Source organism: Moheibacter stercoris (assembly GCF_040545805.1).
GTDB lineage: Bacteria > Bacteroidota > Bacteroidia > Flavobacteriales > Weeksellaceae > Moheibacter > Moheibacter stercoris.
Window position 1 is genome coordinate 1 of the sequence record NZ_JBEPMO010000003.1, and the last position, 15,975, is coordinate 15,975.

Sequence of the window (15,975 nt, forward strand, 5' to 3'; positions counted from 1 at the left end):
ATGGAATGAAGAAAAATGTATCGAGAAATGCCTACCAAAAAGTTCTCGATACAATTCCAACTCATACTTCGTTGAAATCACTCGAACTGACGAAAAGAAATAATACCATCACAACGTCACTTCGAGTGTTTTTCGAAATGGAATGAAGAAAAATGTATCGAGAAATGCCTACCAAAAAGTTCTCGATACAATTCCAACTCATACTTCGTTGAAATCACTCGAACTGACGAAATGAATTAATATCACCATAACGTCACTTCGAGTGTTTTTCAAAATGGAATGAAGAAAAATGTATCGAGAAGTTCCTACCAAAAAGTTCTCGATACAATTCCAACTCATACTTCGTTGAAATCACTCGAACTGACGAAAAGAAATAATATCACCATAACGTCACTTCGAGTGTTTTTCGAAATGGAATGAGTAAAATATTTCGTGAAGTTCCTACCAAAAAGTTCTCGATACAATTCCAACTCATACTTCGTTGAAATCACTCGAACTGACGGAAAGTATTATAAAAGATTAATTTTTAAACATTTTCTTGGCAAGATTAGGAAGGTCTTCGAATCTTCCTTCAATTAGTGCAATTTTTTTTGCTCTTGACCATTTCTTTATTTGTTTTTCAACTTCAAAAGCCTTTTCTATTTCGGTAAAGGTTGCATAAAATACAAGTTTAATTGGCCTTCTTTTATATGTATACGAATTCTGATATTTTCCCATTTGGTGAGATTCTAGCCGTTTATCTAAATTTGAAGTAATTCCGACATAAAATGTTTTATCAGAGCATTCCAAAATATACACAAAGGATATTTTCATTTTCAAATTTAATGATTTTTAAAGCTTATAACCCATCTATAAATGCTTATTTGAATTACTCAAACTAACGAAATGAATTAATACCACCAAAACGTCACTTCGAGTGTTTTTCGAAATGGAATGAAGCAAAATGTATCGAGAAGTTTTTACTAAAAAGTTCTTGATACAATTCCAACTCATACTTCGTTGAAATGACTCGAACTGACGAAATGAATTAATATCACCATAACGTCACTTCGTGTGTTTTTCGAAATGGAAAGAAGAAAAATGTATCGAGAAGTTCCTACCAAAAAGTTCTCGATACAATTCCAACTCATACTTCGTTGAAATCACTCGAACTGACGAAATGAATTAATACCACCACAACGTCACTTCGAGTGTTTTTCGAAATGGAATGAAGAAAAATGTATCGAGAAGTTCCTACCAAAAAGTTCTCGATACGATTCCAACTCATACTTCGTTGAAATCACTCGAACTGACGAAATGAAATAATACTACCATAACGTCACTTCGAGTGTTTTTCGAAATGGAATGAAGAAAAATGTATCGAGAAGTTCCTAACAAAAAGTTCTCGATACAATTCCAACTCATACTTCGTTGAAATCACTCGAACTGACGGAATGAATAAATACCACCACAACGTCACTTCGAGTGTTTTTCGAAATGGAATGAAGAAAAATGTAGCGAGAAGTTCCTACCAAAAAGTTCTTGATACAATTCCAACTCATACTTCGTTGAAATCACTCGAACTTACGGAAGTTAGTATATTAAGTTTTATTATGAATTCTCTTGAAAGAAGTTCAATTCCAACACCCCATTTTCCGCATTTTCAACCGAGAAATCACCGATTTTGGTTCTTCTCAATTCAGTTAAATATCCGCCTGAATTCAAAGCTTTTCCGAAATCGTTTGCCAAGGAACGAATGTAAGTTCCTTTTCCGCAATGCACTTCAAATTCGACAAAAGGCAGATCAATTTTGGTGATTTTGAAATCGTAAATATGAATTCTTCTGGCTTTCAATTCTACTTCTTTTCCAGCTCGGGCTAATTCGTACAAACGCTTCCCATCTACTTTGATAGCCGAATGTGCGGGTGGATATTGATCGATTTCGCCAAGGAATTGTTTGGTTGCTTCGTGAATCAATTCTTCCGTAATATGTTCCGTAGGAAAAGTTTGATCTTCCTCCGATTCCGTATCGTACGTAGGCGTAGTCACACCCAATTTGATGGTTCCGGTATAAACTTTGGATTCGGCTTGAATCTCGTCGATTCGTTTGGTAAATTTCCCTGTACAAACAATTAAAAGTCCAGTAGCTTTTGGATCTAAAGTTCCCGCGTGACCAACTTTGATTTTCTTGAGATTATAGGCTTTTCTAATGTTCCATCGAACCTTGTTGACAACATCAAAAGATGTCCAATCCAAGGGTTTGTCAATCAATAATACTTTTCCTTCTTGGATTTCTTCAGCTGTCATTTATTTGAGAAACATTGCGTAGGAAATAACCAATAATCCCACAATGACACAATACACTGAAAAATAGGTAAGTTTTGCTTTTTTCACCAATTCAATCATCCATTTGCACGCCAATAATCCTGACAAAAACGCTGCGATAAATCCGCCAATTAAAGCACCAATTGGCATTCCGTCGATGGAAAGTCCTCCAGTTTCATTGGCATCCAAAAACATTTTAGCCGTTGCACCTAAGATCAAAGGCAAAACCATTAAAAATGAAAAACGAGCGGCTTTGGACTTATCATTTCCAAGCAAAATTGAGGTTGAAATGGTAGATCCTGAACGCGATAATCCAGGTAATAAAGCGGCAAATCCTTGTGCAATTCCGATGATAAAGGAATCTTTATATCCTACTGATTTTCCAGTATTTTTGGCTTTATCGGCGAAATACAACAAAGAAGCAGTTACCAAAAGCATACATCCGACCACGAGTAGGTTGGAAAATAATTCTTCCAAAGTATCTTTCAACAAAACTCCTACTAAGGCTGCAGGAATCATCGATAGAACTATTTTTAAAGAGAATTGGAATTCTTCATTGTTTTTAAATTGGAACAATCCTTTGAAAATTTGCGCAATGTCTTTTCTAAAAATTACAATCGTACTCAAAGCAGTTGCACAATGCAAAACGATGGCAAATAAAAGGTTGTCTTCTTCGTCAAATTTAATGTTAAGAATTTCTTGTGCAATCACAATGTGTCCACTTGAAGACACAGGTAAAAATTCGGTTAATCCTTGAACGATTCCGACGATAATTGCTTTAATTATTTCGCTCATTCAGCTGTCTTTTTGTTGGGATTTAATAAGATGGCATAGATTTCAATAGCAAATCCGACCATGATGATAAAAGGTGCCAAACGGATTCTTCTCCATGAAAAGATTCCATCATTCCAATAATTGGGATCAAAAGTTCCATCGGGACGTGTATTGGCATCTGGCCCCATCATCAATAAGAATCCGAATAAGATAACGGCCAAACCGATGGCCATGAAAATATAATTTCGTTTACCAAATAAAAAGGTAAAGTTTGAATCTGCTGATTTGGTTAATTTACTCATAAACGTTTTGAGTTAAATGATTAATAAAGTTGATCGGTTCTTAATCGCAAATACCTCCAAGTCGCGATGGCAGTACTTAATAAGGCTATGAAAACTCCAATGACAACAAGGATTAGCATAAGCCAGTAAAAGTCGTCATTCCACCAAGGTAAGGAAACAATTCCAGCGAAATAATACCATAATCCACCCAAAGCAAGGATTGCTAAAACAGCACCTAAAAACCCTAATACAGAACTTTGCAATAAGAAGGGTTGAATGATGAATCTTCTCCTCGCTCCCACCAACTGCATGGTTTTGATGGAGAATCGTTTGGCGTAAATTCGTAAACGAATGGAATTATTGATCAAGACCATGACAATCACTAGAAAAATTCCTGCAAACACCATTAACCAAAATCGAATTTTATCGATGTTGTTATAAACGGTTGTCATCAACTCGTCGTCATTGACCACTTCGCTAATAATAGGACTTTTAGCCAATAAGGTTTTGATGCTATCTACTTGAGTTGGATTGACATAATCGGGTTTTAAAGTGATTTGAGCTGAAGCTGGAAAGATATTGGCTTCAAAGATTTCGTTATCGTCAATTCCCAATTCTGTTTTTGCAATTTCTGAAGCTTTTTCTTTGGAAATATACTGAACACTTTTAACGAAATCGTAGGTTTTGATCGAGTCGATGAATTCTTGTTGACGTACCAATTCCTTGTCTTGCTCTCTTGGATCGTATTCATCAGAAAAAAAGGCTTCCAATTTCAATTGCTCTTTGATGTAATCCGCATAAGACTGTGCATTGATGACGATTAGACCAAAAAGACCTAGTAAAAAGAGCACCAACGCAATACTAATTACTACTGTGATATTGGACGAACGAAGTCTGCCCTGATTAAATTTATCGCTCTGTTTAGACATTCAGTTGTATTTTCGGGCTAAGGTATAAAAAATCTTTCTTTGGTTAAATCTTTTCAAATCCTGAGTTGTTAAACATTTATTAAAGTTGGAGGTTGGAGGTTAGAAGTTGGGGCAGATCCTTCGACTCCCGATAGCTATCGGGACAGGATGACAGGTGGTAGTAGGATGCTGTGATTATTTGGAAATCTAAATAAATTGATCCTATAAATCAATCTTGATCCTTGATACTTGATACCATAAACAAAAAACCAATGACCCACAACTTACATTGTATTTCGCAAATCCTCATTACCTTCGCAAAATGAACGTAAAAGCCAAAAAACATTTAGGTCAGCATTTTTTAAAGGACGAAAACATTGCCAAACAAATTGTCGATGCTTTGACGTGGGAAAATTATAACCAAGTTTTGGAGATCGGTCCTGGAATGGGTGTTTTGACCAAGTTCTTGATGCAAGAAAAAAAGAATGTTTCGGTAGTTGAAATCGATTCTGAATCGGTTGAATATTTACAAAACAATTATCCGACCTTAAAAATTTTCGGTGAAGATTTCTTGAAAATGGATTTGGCCAAAGCGTTCAATAATGAACCCGTTTGTATTTTGGGAAATTTCCCTTACAATATTTCTACGCAAATTGTCTTTAAAATATTGGAAGACCGCGAACAAATTCCTGAAATGGCAGGTATGTTTCAAAAGGAAGTTGCGGAACGAATTTGTTCGAAAAAAGGATCCAAAATTTACGGAATTCTTTCTGTTTTGACCCAAGCTTATTATGAAACCGAATATTTATTTACGGTAGATGAGCATGTGTTCAATCCGCCACCAAAGGTAAAATCGGGCGTAATGCGCATGAAACGTAAGCATACACATTTGGAAGTAGATGAACGTTTGTTTTTCAATATCGTGAAAACAGCATTTAACCAAAGACGTAAGACTTTGCGCAATGCATTGAAAAGTTTGAACATTTCGCAACATGGCGTTGACGAGAATTTGCTTAACTTGCGTGCGGAACAATTATCTGTCGAAGATTTTATAGAACTAACAGCTAAAGTAAGTGGATGAACATAGAGATCACCAAAGATTTTATCACAGCACTCACCGATTGCATTCACGATCAAAATTCCAAATCTGTTTTGGGAATGTTGTCGGAACTGCATCCGGCCGATATTGCTGAAATCTTTTCTGAACTCAATATAGAGGAGCAATCTTTCATCCTTTCTTTGCTCGACAATGAAATTTCTGCTGATGTCTTTCTGGAATTGGAAGACGAAGATAGAAAGCGTCTCTTGAAACAATTCTCTGCCAAAGAAATTGCGGAAGATTTAATTCCTGAAATGGACACCGATGATGCAGTAGACATCATCAGTGAACTTTCCGAAACCAAACAAGACGAAGTAATTGCGCAGTTAGAAGACAAAGAGCACGCGCAAGACATCGTTGACTTATTGCGCTATGACGAAGATACAGCAGGAGGATTGATGCGTAAAGAGTTTGTAAAAGTCAATAAAAATTGGAACGTCATCACTGCCGTACGCGAAATGCGCAAACAAGCCGGAGATTTGGAAGAAGTTTTCTCGGTTTATGTCGTAGACGATGACAATACCCTTTTGGGGATTCTGAGTTTAAAAAAATTATTGACGACCTCTTCCCATACACTTTTGGAAGAAGTCTACAACGATAAGGTTCGTTACGTCAAGGTATATGAAAAAGACGTTGATGTAGCCAATCAAATCCAAAAATATGACTTAATGGAAATTCCTGTTGTCGACGAGTTGATTCGATTACAAGGCGTCATCACGGTCGATGATATTTTGGACGTGATGAAGGAAGAAGCGGACGAAGATTACCAGTTAGCGGCGGGTATTACGCGAAATGTCGATGCAGATGATAGCATTTTAACTTTAACCAAAGCGAGACTTCCATGGTTATTGATTGGGATGTTTGGCGGACTTGGTGCTGCGAGTATAATCGATGGTTTTAGCACGGCAATGGAAAAATACAAAGTTCTCCTTTTATTCGTTCCGCTCATTCAGTCAACTGCTGGAAATGTTGGGATTCAATCTTCTGCAATTATCGTTCAAGGTTTAGCCAATGGAGCCATCAAAGGAGATGTTTGGAAATTGATTGGGAAAGAATTTCTTCTAGGTTTATTAAATGGCTTAGGCATTGCCTTTATCGTATTGTTTTTCAGTCATTATTGGTTTGGAACACCTTATTTAATCTCTGTAACTATCTGTGTAGCTTTGATCACAGTGATTGTCATAGCAGCTGTAATTGGAACTGCAATTCCATTGGTTTTATCCAAAAGAGGACTAGACCCAGCGGTTTCCACAGGTCCATTTATCACTACGAGTAATGACATTTTTGGTGTATTTATTTACTTTCTGATTGCTAAAATGATTTTGGGATTCTAAAATTATTTCCTCAAAATAATTCGAATTTCCGTTCCGGATTCTTTGTCTGATTTGGCTACGAAAATTTTTCCTTTGTGGTAATTTTCTATGATTCGTTTGGCTAAGGATAGTCCTAATCCCCATCCACGAGTTTTGGTTGTAAATCCAGGTTCGAAAATGCGTTTATGCAAAGGTTTGGGTATTCCAGGTCCTGTGTCGGAAACCGAAATCGTTACTTTGGAATCGGAATCGGTGATGTAGACATTGATGGCACCTTTGTTCTGCATGGCATCGACTGCGTTTTTTACCAAATTTTCTATTACCCAACTATACAAAGCTTGATTGATGGGAATTCTAATTTCTTCTTTGGATGAATTGAATCGTAAATCCACCTTTTTGGAAATACGATCTCGAAGATAATTGACGGTCGTTTCGGTTAGTTCGATAACATTATGCGGATGCAATTCAGGTAAGGACCCGATTTTGGAAAAACGTTCGGTAATTTGATTCAATCGGTGAATGTCTTTTTCGATTTCGATGACAGGCATTTGGTCCATGTCCTCCATTTTCAAGATTTCCACCCAACCCAATAAGGAAGAAAGCGGAGTCCCGATTTGGTGCGCCGTTTCTTTTGCCATTCCTGCCCAAAGGAAACTTTGTTCAGTATTTTTCAAGGTTTTGAAATACCAATAGCTGAAATACACAAAAAGAATGATAATCAAAATAAGGATCATCGGATAATACTGCAAACGGGTTAATAAGGAGGAATTTTCATAGTAAACAAATTGCTTCCCCAATTCTCCTAAATCAATCTCAATAGGTTTGCGCTTTTCTTTCATGGATTGAATGATGGATTTCATCTTCAAAGAATCGGATTGGATTTCTTCGTCAATGTTCATCATCGCGTTGACTTCGCCCATTTCGCCGACTAAAACCACGGGCATGGTTGTATTACGATTGGCAATATCCAAGAGAAAATTTTGAGCATCTGAACTCAAGGTAAGATCTGAACCCATCAATTGAACCGCTTTGGCATAGGTTTCCATTTTGGTTTGCTCTTCTTTTTTTAATTGTTGCGCAAATTGGTTGGAATACCAAACGGTTGCCCCAAAGATGAGAAAGGCAACGAGGAAACCAATCCATTTACTCAAATTTCTATTCTTGAGAAGATCAAAACGATTCATACAAACTCTTCTGGACTGTAAATGTATTATTTTTTATGTTATTCTTTGGAATTGGGAGTTGGATCCTCCTACGGCGGACAAGGGTTGGGAGATGGGGGTTGGGAGTTTGAAGTAGAGGGGTTATAAATTATTTGTGCAGCGCTAAGACTCAGTTGTGCGGCGCTAAGACTCAGTTGTGCGGCGCTAAAACGGGTGGTAATAAGGGTTTTGGCGTTTTTAGGTGTTTTTTGGAAAGTTCTATAGTCTACCAATTCCAAATGTAATGTTTCCGATTGTTCTGGATACTATTCTACTGCTTGAATAATATCTTGTTCAGCTATAGGTTTAACAATTAATTCATAAACCATATTGTGTCTCTAAAGCTGCCTTGATTTCTTCCCAAAATTTTCCTTCCGAGGGATTTTCTTTGTGCAATTTCAATCGCAGATCCAACAGTTCCTTGTGAGATTGTGATACATCTTGTTCTTCTGTTTCGGAATCGATTAGTGCATTAATGATTTTCAATATTCTTTCATCTGAATTCTCGATATAATTTCTAATTCTATTTCTTAAATCATTCGCTGAATCCATAACCATTTGAAACTTAATCAAAGTTACAAAATACAATCCATCTTGATTATGAAATGTATACTTTCAAATCATTTGATTTATGTTTAGCTGTTAGTTACAAATAATAAAACTATTATTGCTAATTCCACACGATACACTTCGTTAATCGTGCGGGAGCGGAGGGGAATTAATTTAGAACTATTTTCAAAAAAGCTTACTGCTTCGTATTGATACTGATAAAAGACTCTTGACACATAAGTATTATCGTATTTTCTGATTAGCACTTTTATAAATTCAAAAAATTGATTTTTCATCTATCTATTTTGTAAGCTTATGAATTAAACTATTTAAAAAAAGACTATCTTAAAAGACAACTTCTTTCTATCATTTTCATTTTTTTATTGATTTCGTACACTGATGTGTCCCATGAATTTTTGTGCTTTAATGATTCCGTCTGAAGGAACATTCATGATGTACCAATAATCACCCGACGGAACTGGGCGACCTAGATATTTTCCATCCCAACGATAATTTCCTTCGAAAGTCGTATCGACAAAGATTTTCCCATATCGGTCAAAAATCTGAATGGTCGTTTGTGGCGATAATTCAATTCCTCTCACTTCCCAAATATCATTGATTCCGTCTCCATTTGGTGAAATGAAATTGCTAATGGAAAGAATGGTTACATCATATTGATCTTTCATACATCCATCTTCACGAACATACACGGTATAAGCTTCACCTGGAATCAAATTGTCAAACCTTGGACTAGATTGCCAGAAAACACCATCTAGAGAAAATTCTAAATGTCCTCCTCCATCTCCTGAATTGGCTGAAACGATAATATAATCAGGTCCATATTCAATCCCTGTAATATAAGGCGTTGGAGGTGTTGCGATGGTAATTGTTGTTTCGTTGACACAACCATTTGCACCTGTAACAATTACTGTATAGGTACCATTGGCGGTAATTTCCAAACTTGCTCCAGTTCCAACTGAATTCGTGCCTAAAAACCATTCAAAAGATGCGTTTGGATCATCTGAAATTGCGATGGCTTCAAAGCTATTACCTGGACATAATTCGAAATAGGTTTCGTTTAGTTCAATACTTGGAGTTGCCAATCGGTTGAACTTCATTTCTACAATAACGGGACAACGATCTATTTTTTCCAATCGTACATAAACCGAATTGTTTCCATCTGGATTGAATTGCGTTACATTGGCAATTGGATTCAAATCATTTTCGGCATCCGCCAAAGAGTTATGATAACTAAAGAAAACTGCTGTTTCATTCGTCATTTGATTTTGATACGAAGTCAAATCAATGCTATCTTCGATACAATAATCAATAGGTCCAACAGTTGAATTGATCAACGAAATATCGGTTCCATAAACAAAACGAACCATCACTGGGTCGGACGGACAATTGTCTGTCGTATGGGCAACTACCCAAATTTCGAATGGCAAGGTTGTAATCGGATAATTGTTCCATTGATTTTGTGCAATCGGATTGGTTCCATCTATAGCGTTTTGCTGTGTCAAATAATACGAGAAAGTCAAACCAGCGGTATTGGCAACCAACTGAGCATTCATTTGTGGTAAGGTATAGGTATAAGTACCATCAAAATTCTCATCGCATAAAATAATTTCAAGTCCGGTATTGAGCGTTGCCGTAGCACCTGGATAAAGTGTTAACAAGGTTACCACATAACAATCATTGGTTTGATTTTTTACGCGAACATAGATGTTGGTTGTAATACCAACAGGAATTGGATAAGCATTTGGATTAGCGATAGCATTAGCTCCGGCATCTGCATCGGCTTGGGAAGTATGGTAGGTAAACAAATAATCTACTGGATCACCAATTGCCCACTCAAATACATGCTGCGTCAAATCATAATTTACAGAACCCGTCTGTTGCGTAGTACAGAAAACTTGCGGCGCTAAATCATTGATTTGAGGTTCTAAATACAAACGAATCCAAACCGAACGAGAATCAGCACATCCTTGGTTGTCTACACGAATGAATATCTGCGTTGGTGTATCGACCAAAATTGGATGAGCATTTGGATTAGCGATAGCATTTGTTCCAGCATCAGCATCAGCTTGGGAAGTATGATAGCTAATCACATAATCATTTGGATTGGCAACAATCAAAGCGGCAAATTGAGTCAAATCATACGGAATATTTCCACTTTGAGATACACATTCTTCAACATCGGTTAAGGTATTCAAAACCGGACGTTCCAAGGTCGTATAACTAATCGAACGAACGGTAAAACAATTGTTCAATAAATGCTTCACTCGTATGTAAACAATCGTTGTTTGACCTGCTGGAATCGCATATGCAATTGGGTTCGCAATTGGATTTGCACCCGCATCGGCATCGGCTTGAGAAGTATGATAGCTAATCAAATAATTCGCAGGATTGTCGAGCATCGCTGCTTCGTTGTCTGTTAGATTCACGAGAATTGTTCCGTCGCCATCATCGTCACAAATTCCAGTATAGGTTACATCTGCTGCAACATCTGGATTGGAATTGATGGTAATTCTCACAGAAGTCGTATGTGGACATCCACCTGCATCTACTCGTATATAAATCGTATGGGTTGTATTCAAAGCCAAAGGGTAAACTGTTGGATTAGTAATTGCATTGGCTCCAGCATCGGCATCGGCTTGAGAAGTATGATACGTAATCGTGTAATTGGCAGAATTGTTCACAACCAATGCATCAAATTGCGTTAAATCAAATAGAAAATCTCCCGTAAGTTGATCTACACAATCTTCCAAATCGGTCAACGTATTCAACACAGGACGTTCAATGGTTGGAATCTGTAAGGTGCTGATGGAAAAACAATCATCTGTCAAGGATTTGATTCGAACATAAATAATCGGACTGGTACCTGCTGGAATAGAATAATTAGTAGGATTTACAATCGGATTATTCCCAGTAGTAGCATCCGCTGTATTGGTGTGGAAACTAATTTGATAATCGGTTGGTGTTGTTACATATTCGACCAAATAATCAGTCAAATTCACATTCACAAAACCATCTCCATCTTCATCACACAAAGGATCTGTCGTATGCGTTTGCGCTGGAACATCAAAATCTGAAACTTCTAAATTGATGATTCCTACGCGGAAACAACCTTCCTCATTGCCATCTTGTGGATCATTGCTGATTCGAACAAAAACCTGTCCTGAACCCGAACTATAAGTTGTTGGATTGGGGATATTATTGGTTCCGCCTGCATTGGCATCGGCAAGTGTGGTGTAATAAGTAAAATTCACATCAGCCGGCAAGGCCACAAATAAGGGTTGAGACAATGTCAAATCAAATGTTGCTTGACCATCTAAATCGTCATCACACTGAATCGGTAAATCCAATTCATTGGTCAATAAAGTGGGGAGTTTGTTCACAAAGAAGAACATTTTCAATACTCTGATAAATGATCCTGAATTGTTTTCTACTCGTACAAAAACTTCTGTTGGATCTCCATTATTGTAATTAACCGTCAATGGAAATGTCAATTGAGGCCCCGTTTCATTTTCAGCATTGACTTGGTTTGCATAATATTGAAATGTATGATTGGGATAATCAACTTGTAAATCGGGAAGAAAATCTGAAATGAAAAATTGTTCTGAATTGTTATTATCAACATCACATTTTCCGTAGGAATTTCCTAAAATAGTACAATCCAATTCAGCATCTCCTCCAAAACTAATGGTATACCCATCTGTTGTACTACTCCATCTATCGATCGCAATTAGAATTTCATCTCCTGCCTGCACATCAAAGTACCGAACCATTCCAGGCTCTGGATAACCAGCCGAACCTCCTGTTTCACATAAATCTGTAGCCGTCAAAGACAAACCAAGATTGAATTGTCCCGATTGAAAAGGGTCATTTTGAGATCCCCTCTTGTTGGCAGCAGGTGTTGCATTGATGTTGTTCCAATTCGGATTTAACCAAGCTCCAAAGTCATAATCGTCATTCCCAACAGGCTCTACTAAAAACGTAAAAGTCGTACCCGACTGTATACGAACAAAATAAAAGTCCATGAAGGGTGATAGAGGTTGACCTTGATTACATGGGATGGTCAAATTATAAATACCTGTATTTCCCGGAGCTCCCAATGTCATGGATTGACTATCACATACCGGATTGATAATATCCTCCGGAATGGTTTGGGCTTTTGAACTAATGGATAATCCGAAAATAAGTAGGTATAAAAAAGGTAAAATGTAAATTCTTTGCATGTGTTATAAGAGTGTATAATTTGTTGGATTCCTTAAAAATTCCAATCAAATTTAACATTCTATTTAAATATTTCAAAAGAATCTTTCACATTTACCCAAAACTCATCAAGCTTCAAAAGATTGTCTTTCAAAAAATTAATCGTCTCAAACCAATCTGTTTCTCGGAAAATACTCACATTTTTGAGTTGTAATTCAATTTTACTTATTTGCTTTCCTGTCTCGTCAACATAGTCTGGAAACCAAATCCAGTCGCCAACTTCAGAAGCAAAAAGCGCATCAAATTCTACAAATTGCTCATAGATTAATTCTTGAATTTCTTGGTCTTTCAAGGAAATTTCAATCGCAATACGCGCCCATTTATTTTGAAAATCTGTTTTGAAAAAAATTCCTTTGATTCCCGTCTTGTAATTAACCCAATTCACCTCTTCTCCCGAAGCAGATTCTTGAAGTTTCATATACTGACCAAAGGACGTCCAAAATTTTTTCCTAATCTCTGCCGCTTCTTCTTTTGAATACATTTTGCAAACCTACTAAAAAAGAAAAACCTCGGAAAATGGATTTCCCAAGGCTTTTCCTATGATTCAATTAGATTTAAGCTTAATTCACTCGAATTAGAAACACAATTGGTATTCTTTTTCCATTTCAGAAATATGACTCAAATCGAAATTAAGATCTTTCACAATCCCAGATCCAACGCCATATACCCATCCATGAAGATGCAATTCTTGTCCGTTCTCCCAAGCCTTTTGCACAATCGAAGTTTTAGCCAAAGAAGAAACTTGCTCCAACACATTTAATTCGACAAAACGATCAAAACGTTCTTGTTCGTTTTCAATCGCATTCAATTCTTGCTTGTGCAAACGGTAATTGTCCTTGATATGACGAATCCAATTGTCCACCAATCCATACGACTGATTTCCCATTGCCGCTTTTACACCTCCGCAACCATAATGACCGCAAACAATTACGTGTTTTACTTTCAAAGCATTAACCGCATAGTCCAAAACGCTTAACATGTTCATGTCTGAAGGAATCGCCATATTGGCAATGTTACGGTGAACGAAAACCTCTCCAGGTTGCGCACCAATGATTTCATTTGCAGGTACGCGGCTGTCGGCACATCCAATCCACAACAAAGGCGGTTGTTGACCATCGGCTAGTTTGGAGAAGAAATTTTCATCTAATTCCAATTTTGATTCCACCCATTTTTTATTATTTTCTAGCAATTGCTGATAAAATTCTATACTCATTTTGTTTTGTTCTTTTTGTTAATTTTTAATGACCCATTTTGAATACTTTGTGACCAAAGAATTCACGGAAACTCACAGGATTATCGACAATCCCACGTTCCGAAATCAATTTAATTTGAATGTTGTTGTTGGCTGCTTTGACGGTAAATTCGTCCAAATATTCCAAGATGTCGTAATCCAAGATTTTGGTCTTACGGAAATCCAATTCCAAAAAGGAACCCTGTGGCAAGGCATCCAATTCTTTTACAATGGAACCACGGTTGACAAAGGTTACTTCCTCTGCTAAATTCATGTGAAATAAATTCTTTTGACCTTTGAATTCTTTGATCAACATTTGGTGTGAATTGGTATAGGATTTCAACAACAAAACCACAATTCCAACGACCAATCCCGCGATGATTCCGACCAATAAATCAAAAACCACAATGGCAACAACCGTTACAATAAAGGGAACGAATTGCTCCTTGCCCAATTTCCACATTTCCACAAATCGCTTCGGATTGGCTAATTTGTATCCGATGATCAATAAAACACTTGCCAAAACCGCGATAGGAATTTTATTCAAAATCACAGGAATCAAAATAACACTCAACAACAACAAAGCTCCATGCAAAATGGTTGAAAGTTTTGAAACACCTCCACTCATTACATTGGCAGAGCTTCGTACGATAACTTGCGTCAATGGCAAACCACCAATTAATCCCGACAATGAATTTCCAACACCTTGCGCAATCAGCTCAAAACTCGTCGGAGTTTGACGTTTCAACGGATCCAATTTATCGGTCGCTTCTACACTCAACAAAGTTTCCAAACTCGCTACAATTGCAAGCGTCAAGGCTGTCACATAAACGCCTTTATGCGTCAGCAAAGCCGAAAAATCGGGAAAGGTAAAATTGGATATAAAGGAATTAAAATCTTCAGGAATCGGTACATTGACCAATTGACTCGATTTCAATGCTAATTCACCTTCCTGACCAACTGTTAAGTACAAAATGATTCCCACCACAACTGCAATCAGTGGACCTGGAACCAATTTGAAAAACTGATTCTTTTTGGCCAAAATTTCGTCCCAGACAAATAAGATCGTCAAGGAAATTAAGGTAATTAACACTACACCAAAAGAAATTTGTTCGGTGATGGTTCCAAATTTTAATCGGTCTGATTCCATTTCACCAGACATCCCCAATGCCAAAGGAATTTGCTTCACAAAAATGATGATACCAATGGCACACAACATTCCTTTAATCACCGCCGATGGGAAATAATAACCGATAACTCCAGCTTTCAAAATCCCCATGATGATTTGCATGATTCCCGCTAATACAACGGCTACTAAGAAGATTTCATAGGATCCTAAATCGGTAATCGCTGTTAAAACGATGGCTGTCAATCCAGCCGCGGGGCCACTCACCCCAATTTCTGATTTCGAGATAAATCCGACCACAATACCTCCAATGATTCCGGCAATTAACCCCGAGAACAAAGGAGCTCCACTCGCAAGCGCTACACCCAAACACAAGGGCAATGCCACGAAAAATACAACTAAACTGGCCGGAACATCTTTCTTCCAGTTTTTGAATAAATTCATAAATTTTTAGATTATTTGTTTAAAACTCAATATGTAAGCACAGAAACTGTGCGGCGCAGAGAATTAAACAAATTCGGGAGGTGGTGTGGAAATGGATAAATTGACCTGATTTTTCAAGTCATCAAATGCTTGTAAATAAACTTTCGCTCGTGCATTTTCTTTTAATAATTTCCATTGAAACAAATCTTGACACAATTTCACCTTGTGCTTGATTTCTTCATTCAATTCTGTAAAAGGAACCGTTTCACTATGCTCAATTTCGTTGTAAGAACTCAAGTCACCATATTGCATCCCAATCGAAATAGGACTCAATAGGCAGACCAAGAATACAGTCGAAAATAAAAAGATGAAAAGTTTTTGGTTCAGAATTTTCATTAACGCAAAACTAAGGCTTGATTTTTAAATTTAATGTTAAGATTCTTTTAAATCACAAGATTTTTAGCAACAAATGACATAAATCATTTAA

Annotated in this window: 15 protein-coding genes; 2 read left to right on the top strand and 13 right to left on the bottom strand. The window is 37.1% G+C overall.

Annotation, left to right across the window (positions count from 1 at the left end; all coding sequences use genetic code 11):
• Positions 1–519: 519 nt before the first annotated feature.
• The 6 genes from ABID46_RS03330 to ABID46_RS03355 all read right to left on the bottom strand — a co-directional run bounded on the left by ABID46_RS03330 (position 520) and on the right by ABID46_RS03355 (position 4,288).
• Entirely contained in the window at positions 520–813 is a 294-nt protein-coding gene (locus ABID46_RS03330; RefSeq protein WP_354507053.1) for a GIY-YIG nuclease family protein, read from the bottom strand.
• Between the two features lie 313 nt (positions 814–1,126).
• Positions 1,127–1,267 (bottom strand): hypothetical protein, encoded by a 141-nt coding sequence (locus ABID46_RS03335; protein WP_354507055.1) that lies wholly within the window; start codon positions 1,265–1,267, stop codon positions 1,127–1,129.
• Between the two features lie 323 nt (positions 1,268–1,590).
• A complete protein-coding gene (truB, locus tag ABID46_RS03340) occupies positions 1,591–2,286 on the bottom strand; it encodes a tRNA pseudouridine(55) synthase TruB (RefSeq protein ID WP_354507057.1) in 696 nt (231 codons plus the stop codon).
• On the bottom strand, positions 2,287–3,099 hold the full coding sequence (locus ABID46_RS03345; RefSeq protein WP_354507059.1) for an undecaprenyl-diphosphate phosphatase: 813 nt from the start codon (positions 3,097–3,099) through the stop codon (positions 2,287–2,289).
• Entirely contained in the window at positions 3,096–3,380 is a 285-nt protein-coding gene (locus ABID46_RS03350) for a DUF3098 domain-containing protein (protein WP_354507061.1), read from the bottom strand. Before ABID46_RS03350 ends, ABID46_RS03345 begins: the two co-directional genes overlap by 4 nt.
• Before the next feature lie 20 nt (positions 3,381–3,400).
• Positions 3,401–4,288: a cell division protein FtsX gene (locus ABID46_RS03355; protein WP_354507063.1), complete on the bottom strand. Its 888-nt coding sequence runs from the start codon at positions 4,286–4,288 to the stop codon at positions 3,401–3,403.
• Positions 4,289–4,589: 301 nt separating this feature from the next.
• On the opposite strand from ABID46_RS03355, the gene rsmA reads away from it, so the two are divergent.
• A complete protein-coding gene (rsmA, locus tag ABID46_RS03360) occupies positions 4,590–5,348 on the top strand; it encodes a 16S rRNA (adenine(1518)-N(6)/adenine(1519)-N(6))-dimethyltransferase RsmA (RefSeq protein ID WP_354507065.1) in 759 nt (252 codons plus the stop codon).
• Positions 5,345–6,700, top strand: coding sequence for a magnesium transporter (gene mgtE, locus ABID46_RS03365; RefSeq protein ID WP_354507067.1), 1,356 nt, complete (start codon positions 5,345–5,347; stop codon positions 6,698–6,700). The genes rsmA and mgtE overlap by 4 nt, the downstream gene beginning before the upstream one ends.
• Before the next feature lie 2 nt (positions 6,701–6,702).
• On the opposite strand, the gene ABID46_RS03370 is transcribed toward mgtE, so the two are convergent.
• The 7 genes from ABID46_RS03370 to ABID46_RS03400 all read right to left on the bottom strand — a co-directional run bounded on the left by ABID46_RS03370 (position 6,703) and on the right by ABID46_RS03400 (position 15,884).
• The gene (locus ABID46_RS03370) at positions 6,703–7,863 is read right to left on the bottom strand and encodes a sensor histidine kinase (protein ID WP_354507069.1); all 1,161 of its coding nucleotides are present in this window, start codon (positions 7,861–7,863) and stop codon (positions 6,703–6,705) included.
• A gap of 336 nt (positions 7,864–8,199) precedes the next feature.
• Entirely contained in the window at positions 8,200–8,433 is a 234-nt protein-coding gene (locus tag ABID46_RS03375) for an addiction module protein (RefSeq protein WP_354507071.1), read from the bottom strand.
• Positions 8,434–8,810: 377 nt separating this feature from the next.
• Complete coding sequence (locus tag ABID46_RS03380; protein WP_354507073.1) at positions 8,811–12,671, bottom strand: FIDD domain-containing protein; 3,861 nt, start codon at positions 12,669–12,671, stop codon at positions 8,811–8,813.
• A 59-nt stretch (positions 12,672–12,730) separates the two neighbouring features.
• On the bottom strand, positions 12,731–13,189 hold the full coding sequence (locus ABID46_RS03385) for a DUF4268 domain-containing protein (protein WP_354507075.1): 459 nt from the start codon (positions 13,187–13,189) through the stop codon (positions 12,731–12,733).
• Positions 13,190–13,282: 93 nt separating this feature from the next.
• Complete coding sequence (locus tag ABID46_RS03390) at positions 13,283–13,921, bottom strand: carbonic anhydrase (RefSeq protein ID WP_354507077.1); 639 nt, start codon at positions 13,919–13,921, stop codon at positions 13,283–13,285.
• Positions 13,922–13,946: 25 nt separating this feature from the next.
• A complete protein-coding gene (locus tag ABID46_RS03395; RefSeq protein WP_354507079.1) occupies positions 13,947–15,509 on the bottom strand; it encodes a SulP family inorganic anion transporter in 1,563 nt (520 codons plus the stop codon).
• 63 nt (positions 15,510–15,572) lie between these two features.
• A complete protein-coding gene (locus ABID46_RS03400) occupies positions 15,573–15,884 on the bottom strand; it encodes a hypothetical protein (protein ID WP_354507081.1) in 312 nt (103 codons plus the stop codon).
• Between the last annotated feature and the right edge of the window lie 91 nt (positions 15,885–15,975).

Excerpts from the sequence above, each read along its gene's own strand:
- ABID46_RS03370 (WP_354507069.1), bottom strand. The coding sequence starts at position 7,863 with ATGAATCGTTTTGATCTTCTCAAGAATAGAAATTTGAGTAAATGGATT.
- ABID46_RS03395 (WP_354507079.1), bottom strand. The coding sequence starts at position 15,509 with ATGAATTTATTCAAAAACTGGAAGAAAGATGTTCCGGCCAGTTTAGTT.
- ABID46_RS03375 (WP_354507071.1), bottom strand. The coding sequence starts at position 8,433 with ATGGATTCAGCGAATGATTTAAGAAATAGAATTAGAAATTATATCGAG.
- ABID46_RS03350 (WP_354507061.1), bottom strand. The coding sequence starts at position 3,380 with ATGAGTAAATTAACCAAATCAGCAGATTCAAACTTTACCTTTTTATTT.
- ABID46_RS03330 (WP_354507053.1), bottom strand. The coding sequence starts at position 813 with ATGAAAATATCCTTTGTGTATATTTTGGAATGCTCTGATAAAACATTT.
- ABID46_RS03380 (WP_354507073.1), bottom strand. The coding sequence starts at position 12,671 with ATGCAAAGAATTTACATTTTACCTTTTTTATACCTACTTATTTTCGGA.
- ABID46_RS03400 (WP_354507081.1), bottom strand. The coding sequence starts at position 15,884 with ATGAAAATTCTGAACCAAAAACTTTTCATCTTTTTATTTTCGACTGTA.
- ABID46_RS03355 (WP_354507063.1), bottom strand. The coding sequence starts at position 4,288 with ATGTCTAAACAGAGCGATAAATTTAATCAGGGCAGACTTCGTTCGTCC.
- rsmA (WP_354507065.1), top strand. The coding sequence starts at position 4,590 with ATGAACGTAAAAGCCAAAAAACATTTAGGTCAGCATTTTTTAAAGGAC.
- ABID46_RS03345 (WP_354507059.1), bottom strand. The coding sequence starts at position 3,099 with ATGAGCGAAATAATTAAAGCAATTATCGTCGGAATCGTTCAAGGATTA.
- mgtE (WP_354507067.1), top strand. The coding sequence starts at position 5,345 with ATGAACATAGAGATCACCAAAGATTTTATCACAGCACTCACCGATTGC.
- truB (WP_354507057.1), bottom strand. The coding sequence starts at position 2,286 with ATGACAGCTGAAGAAATCCAAGAAGGAAAAGTATTATTGATTGACAAA.
- ABID46_RS03390 (WP_354507077.1), bottom strand. The coding sequence starts at position 13,921 with ATGAGTATAGAATTTTATCAGCAATTGCTAGAAAATAATAAAAAATGG.
- ABID46_RS03385 (WP_354507075.1), bottom strand. The coding sequence starts at position 13,189 with ATGTATTCAAAAGAAGAAGCGGCAGAGATTAGGAAAAAATTTTGGACG.
- ABID46_RS03335 (WP_354507055.1), bottom strand. The coding sequence starts at position 1,267 with ATGAGTTGGAATCGTATCGAGAACTTTTTGGTAGGAACTTCTCGATAC.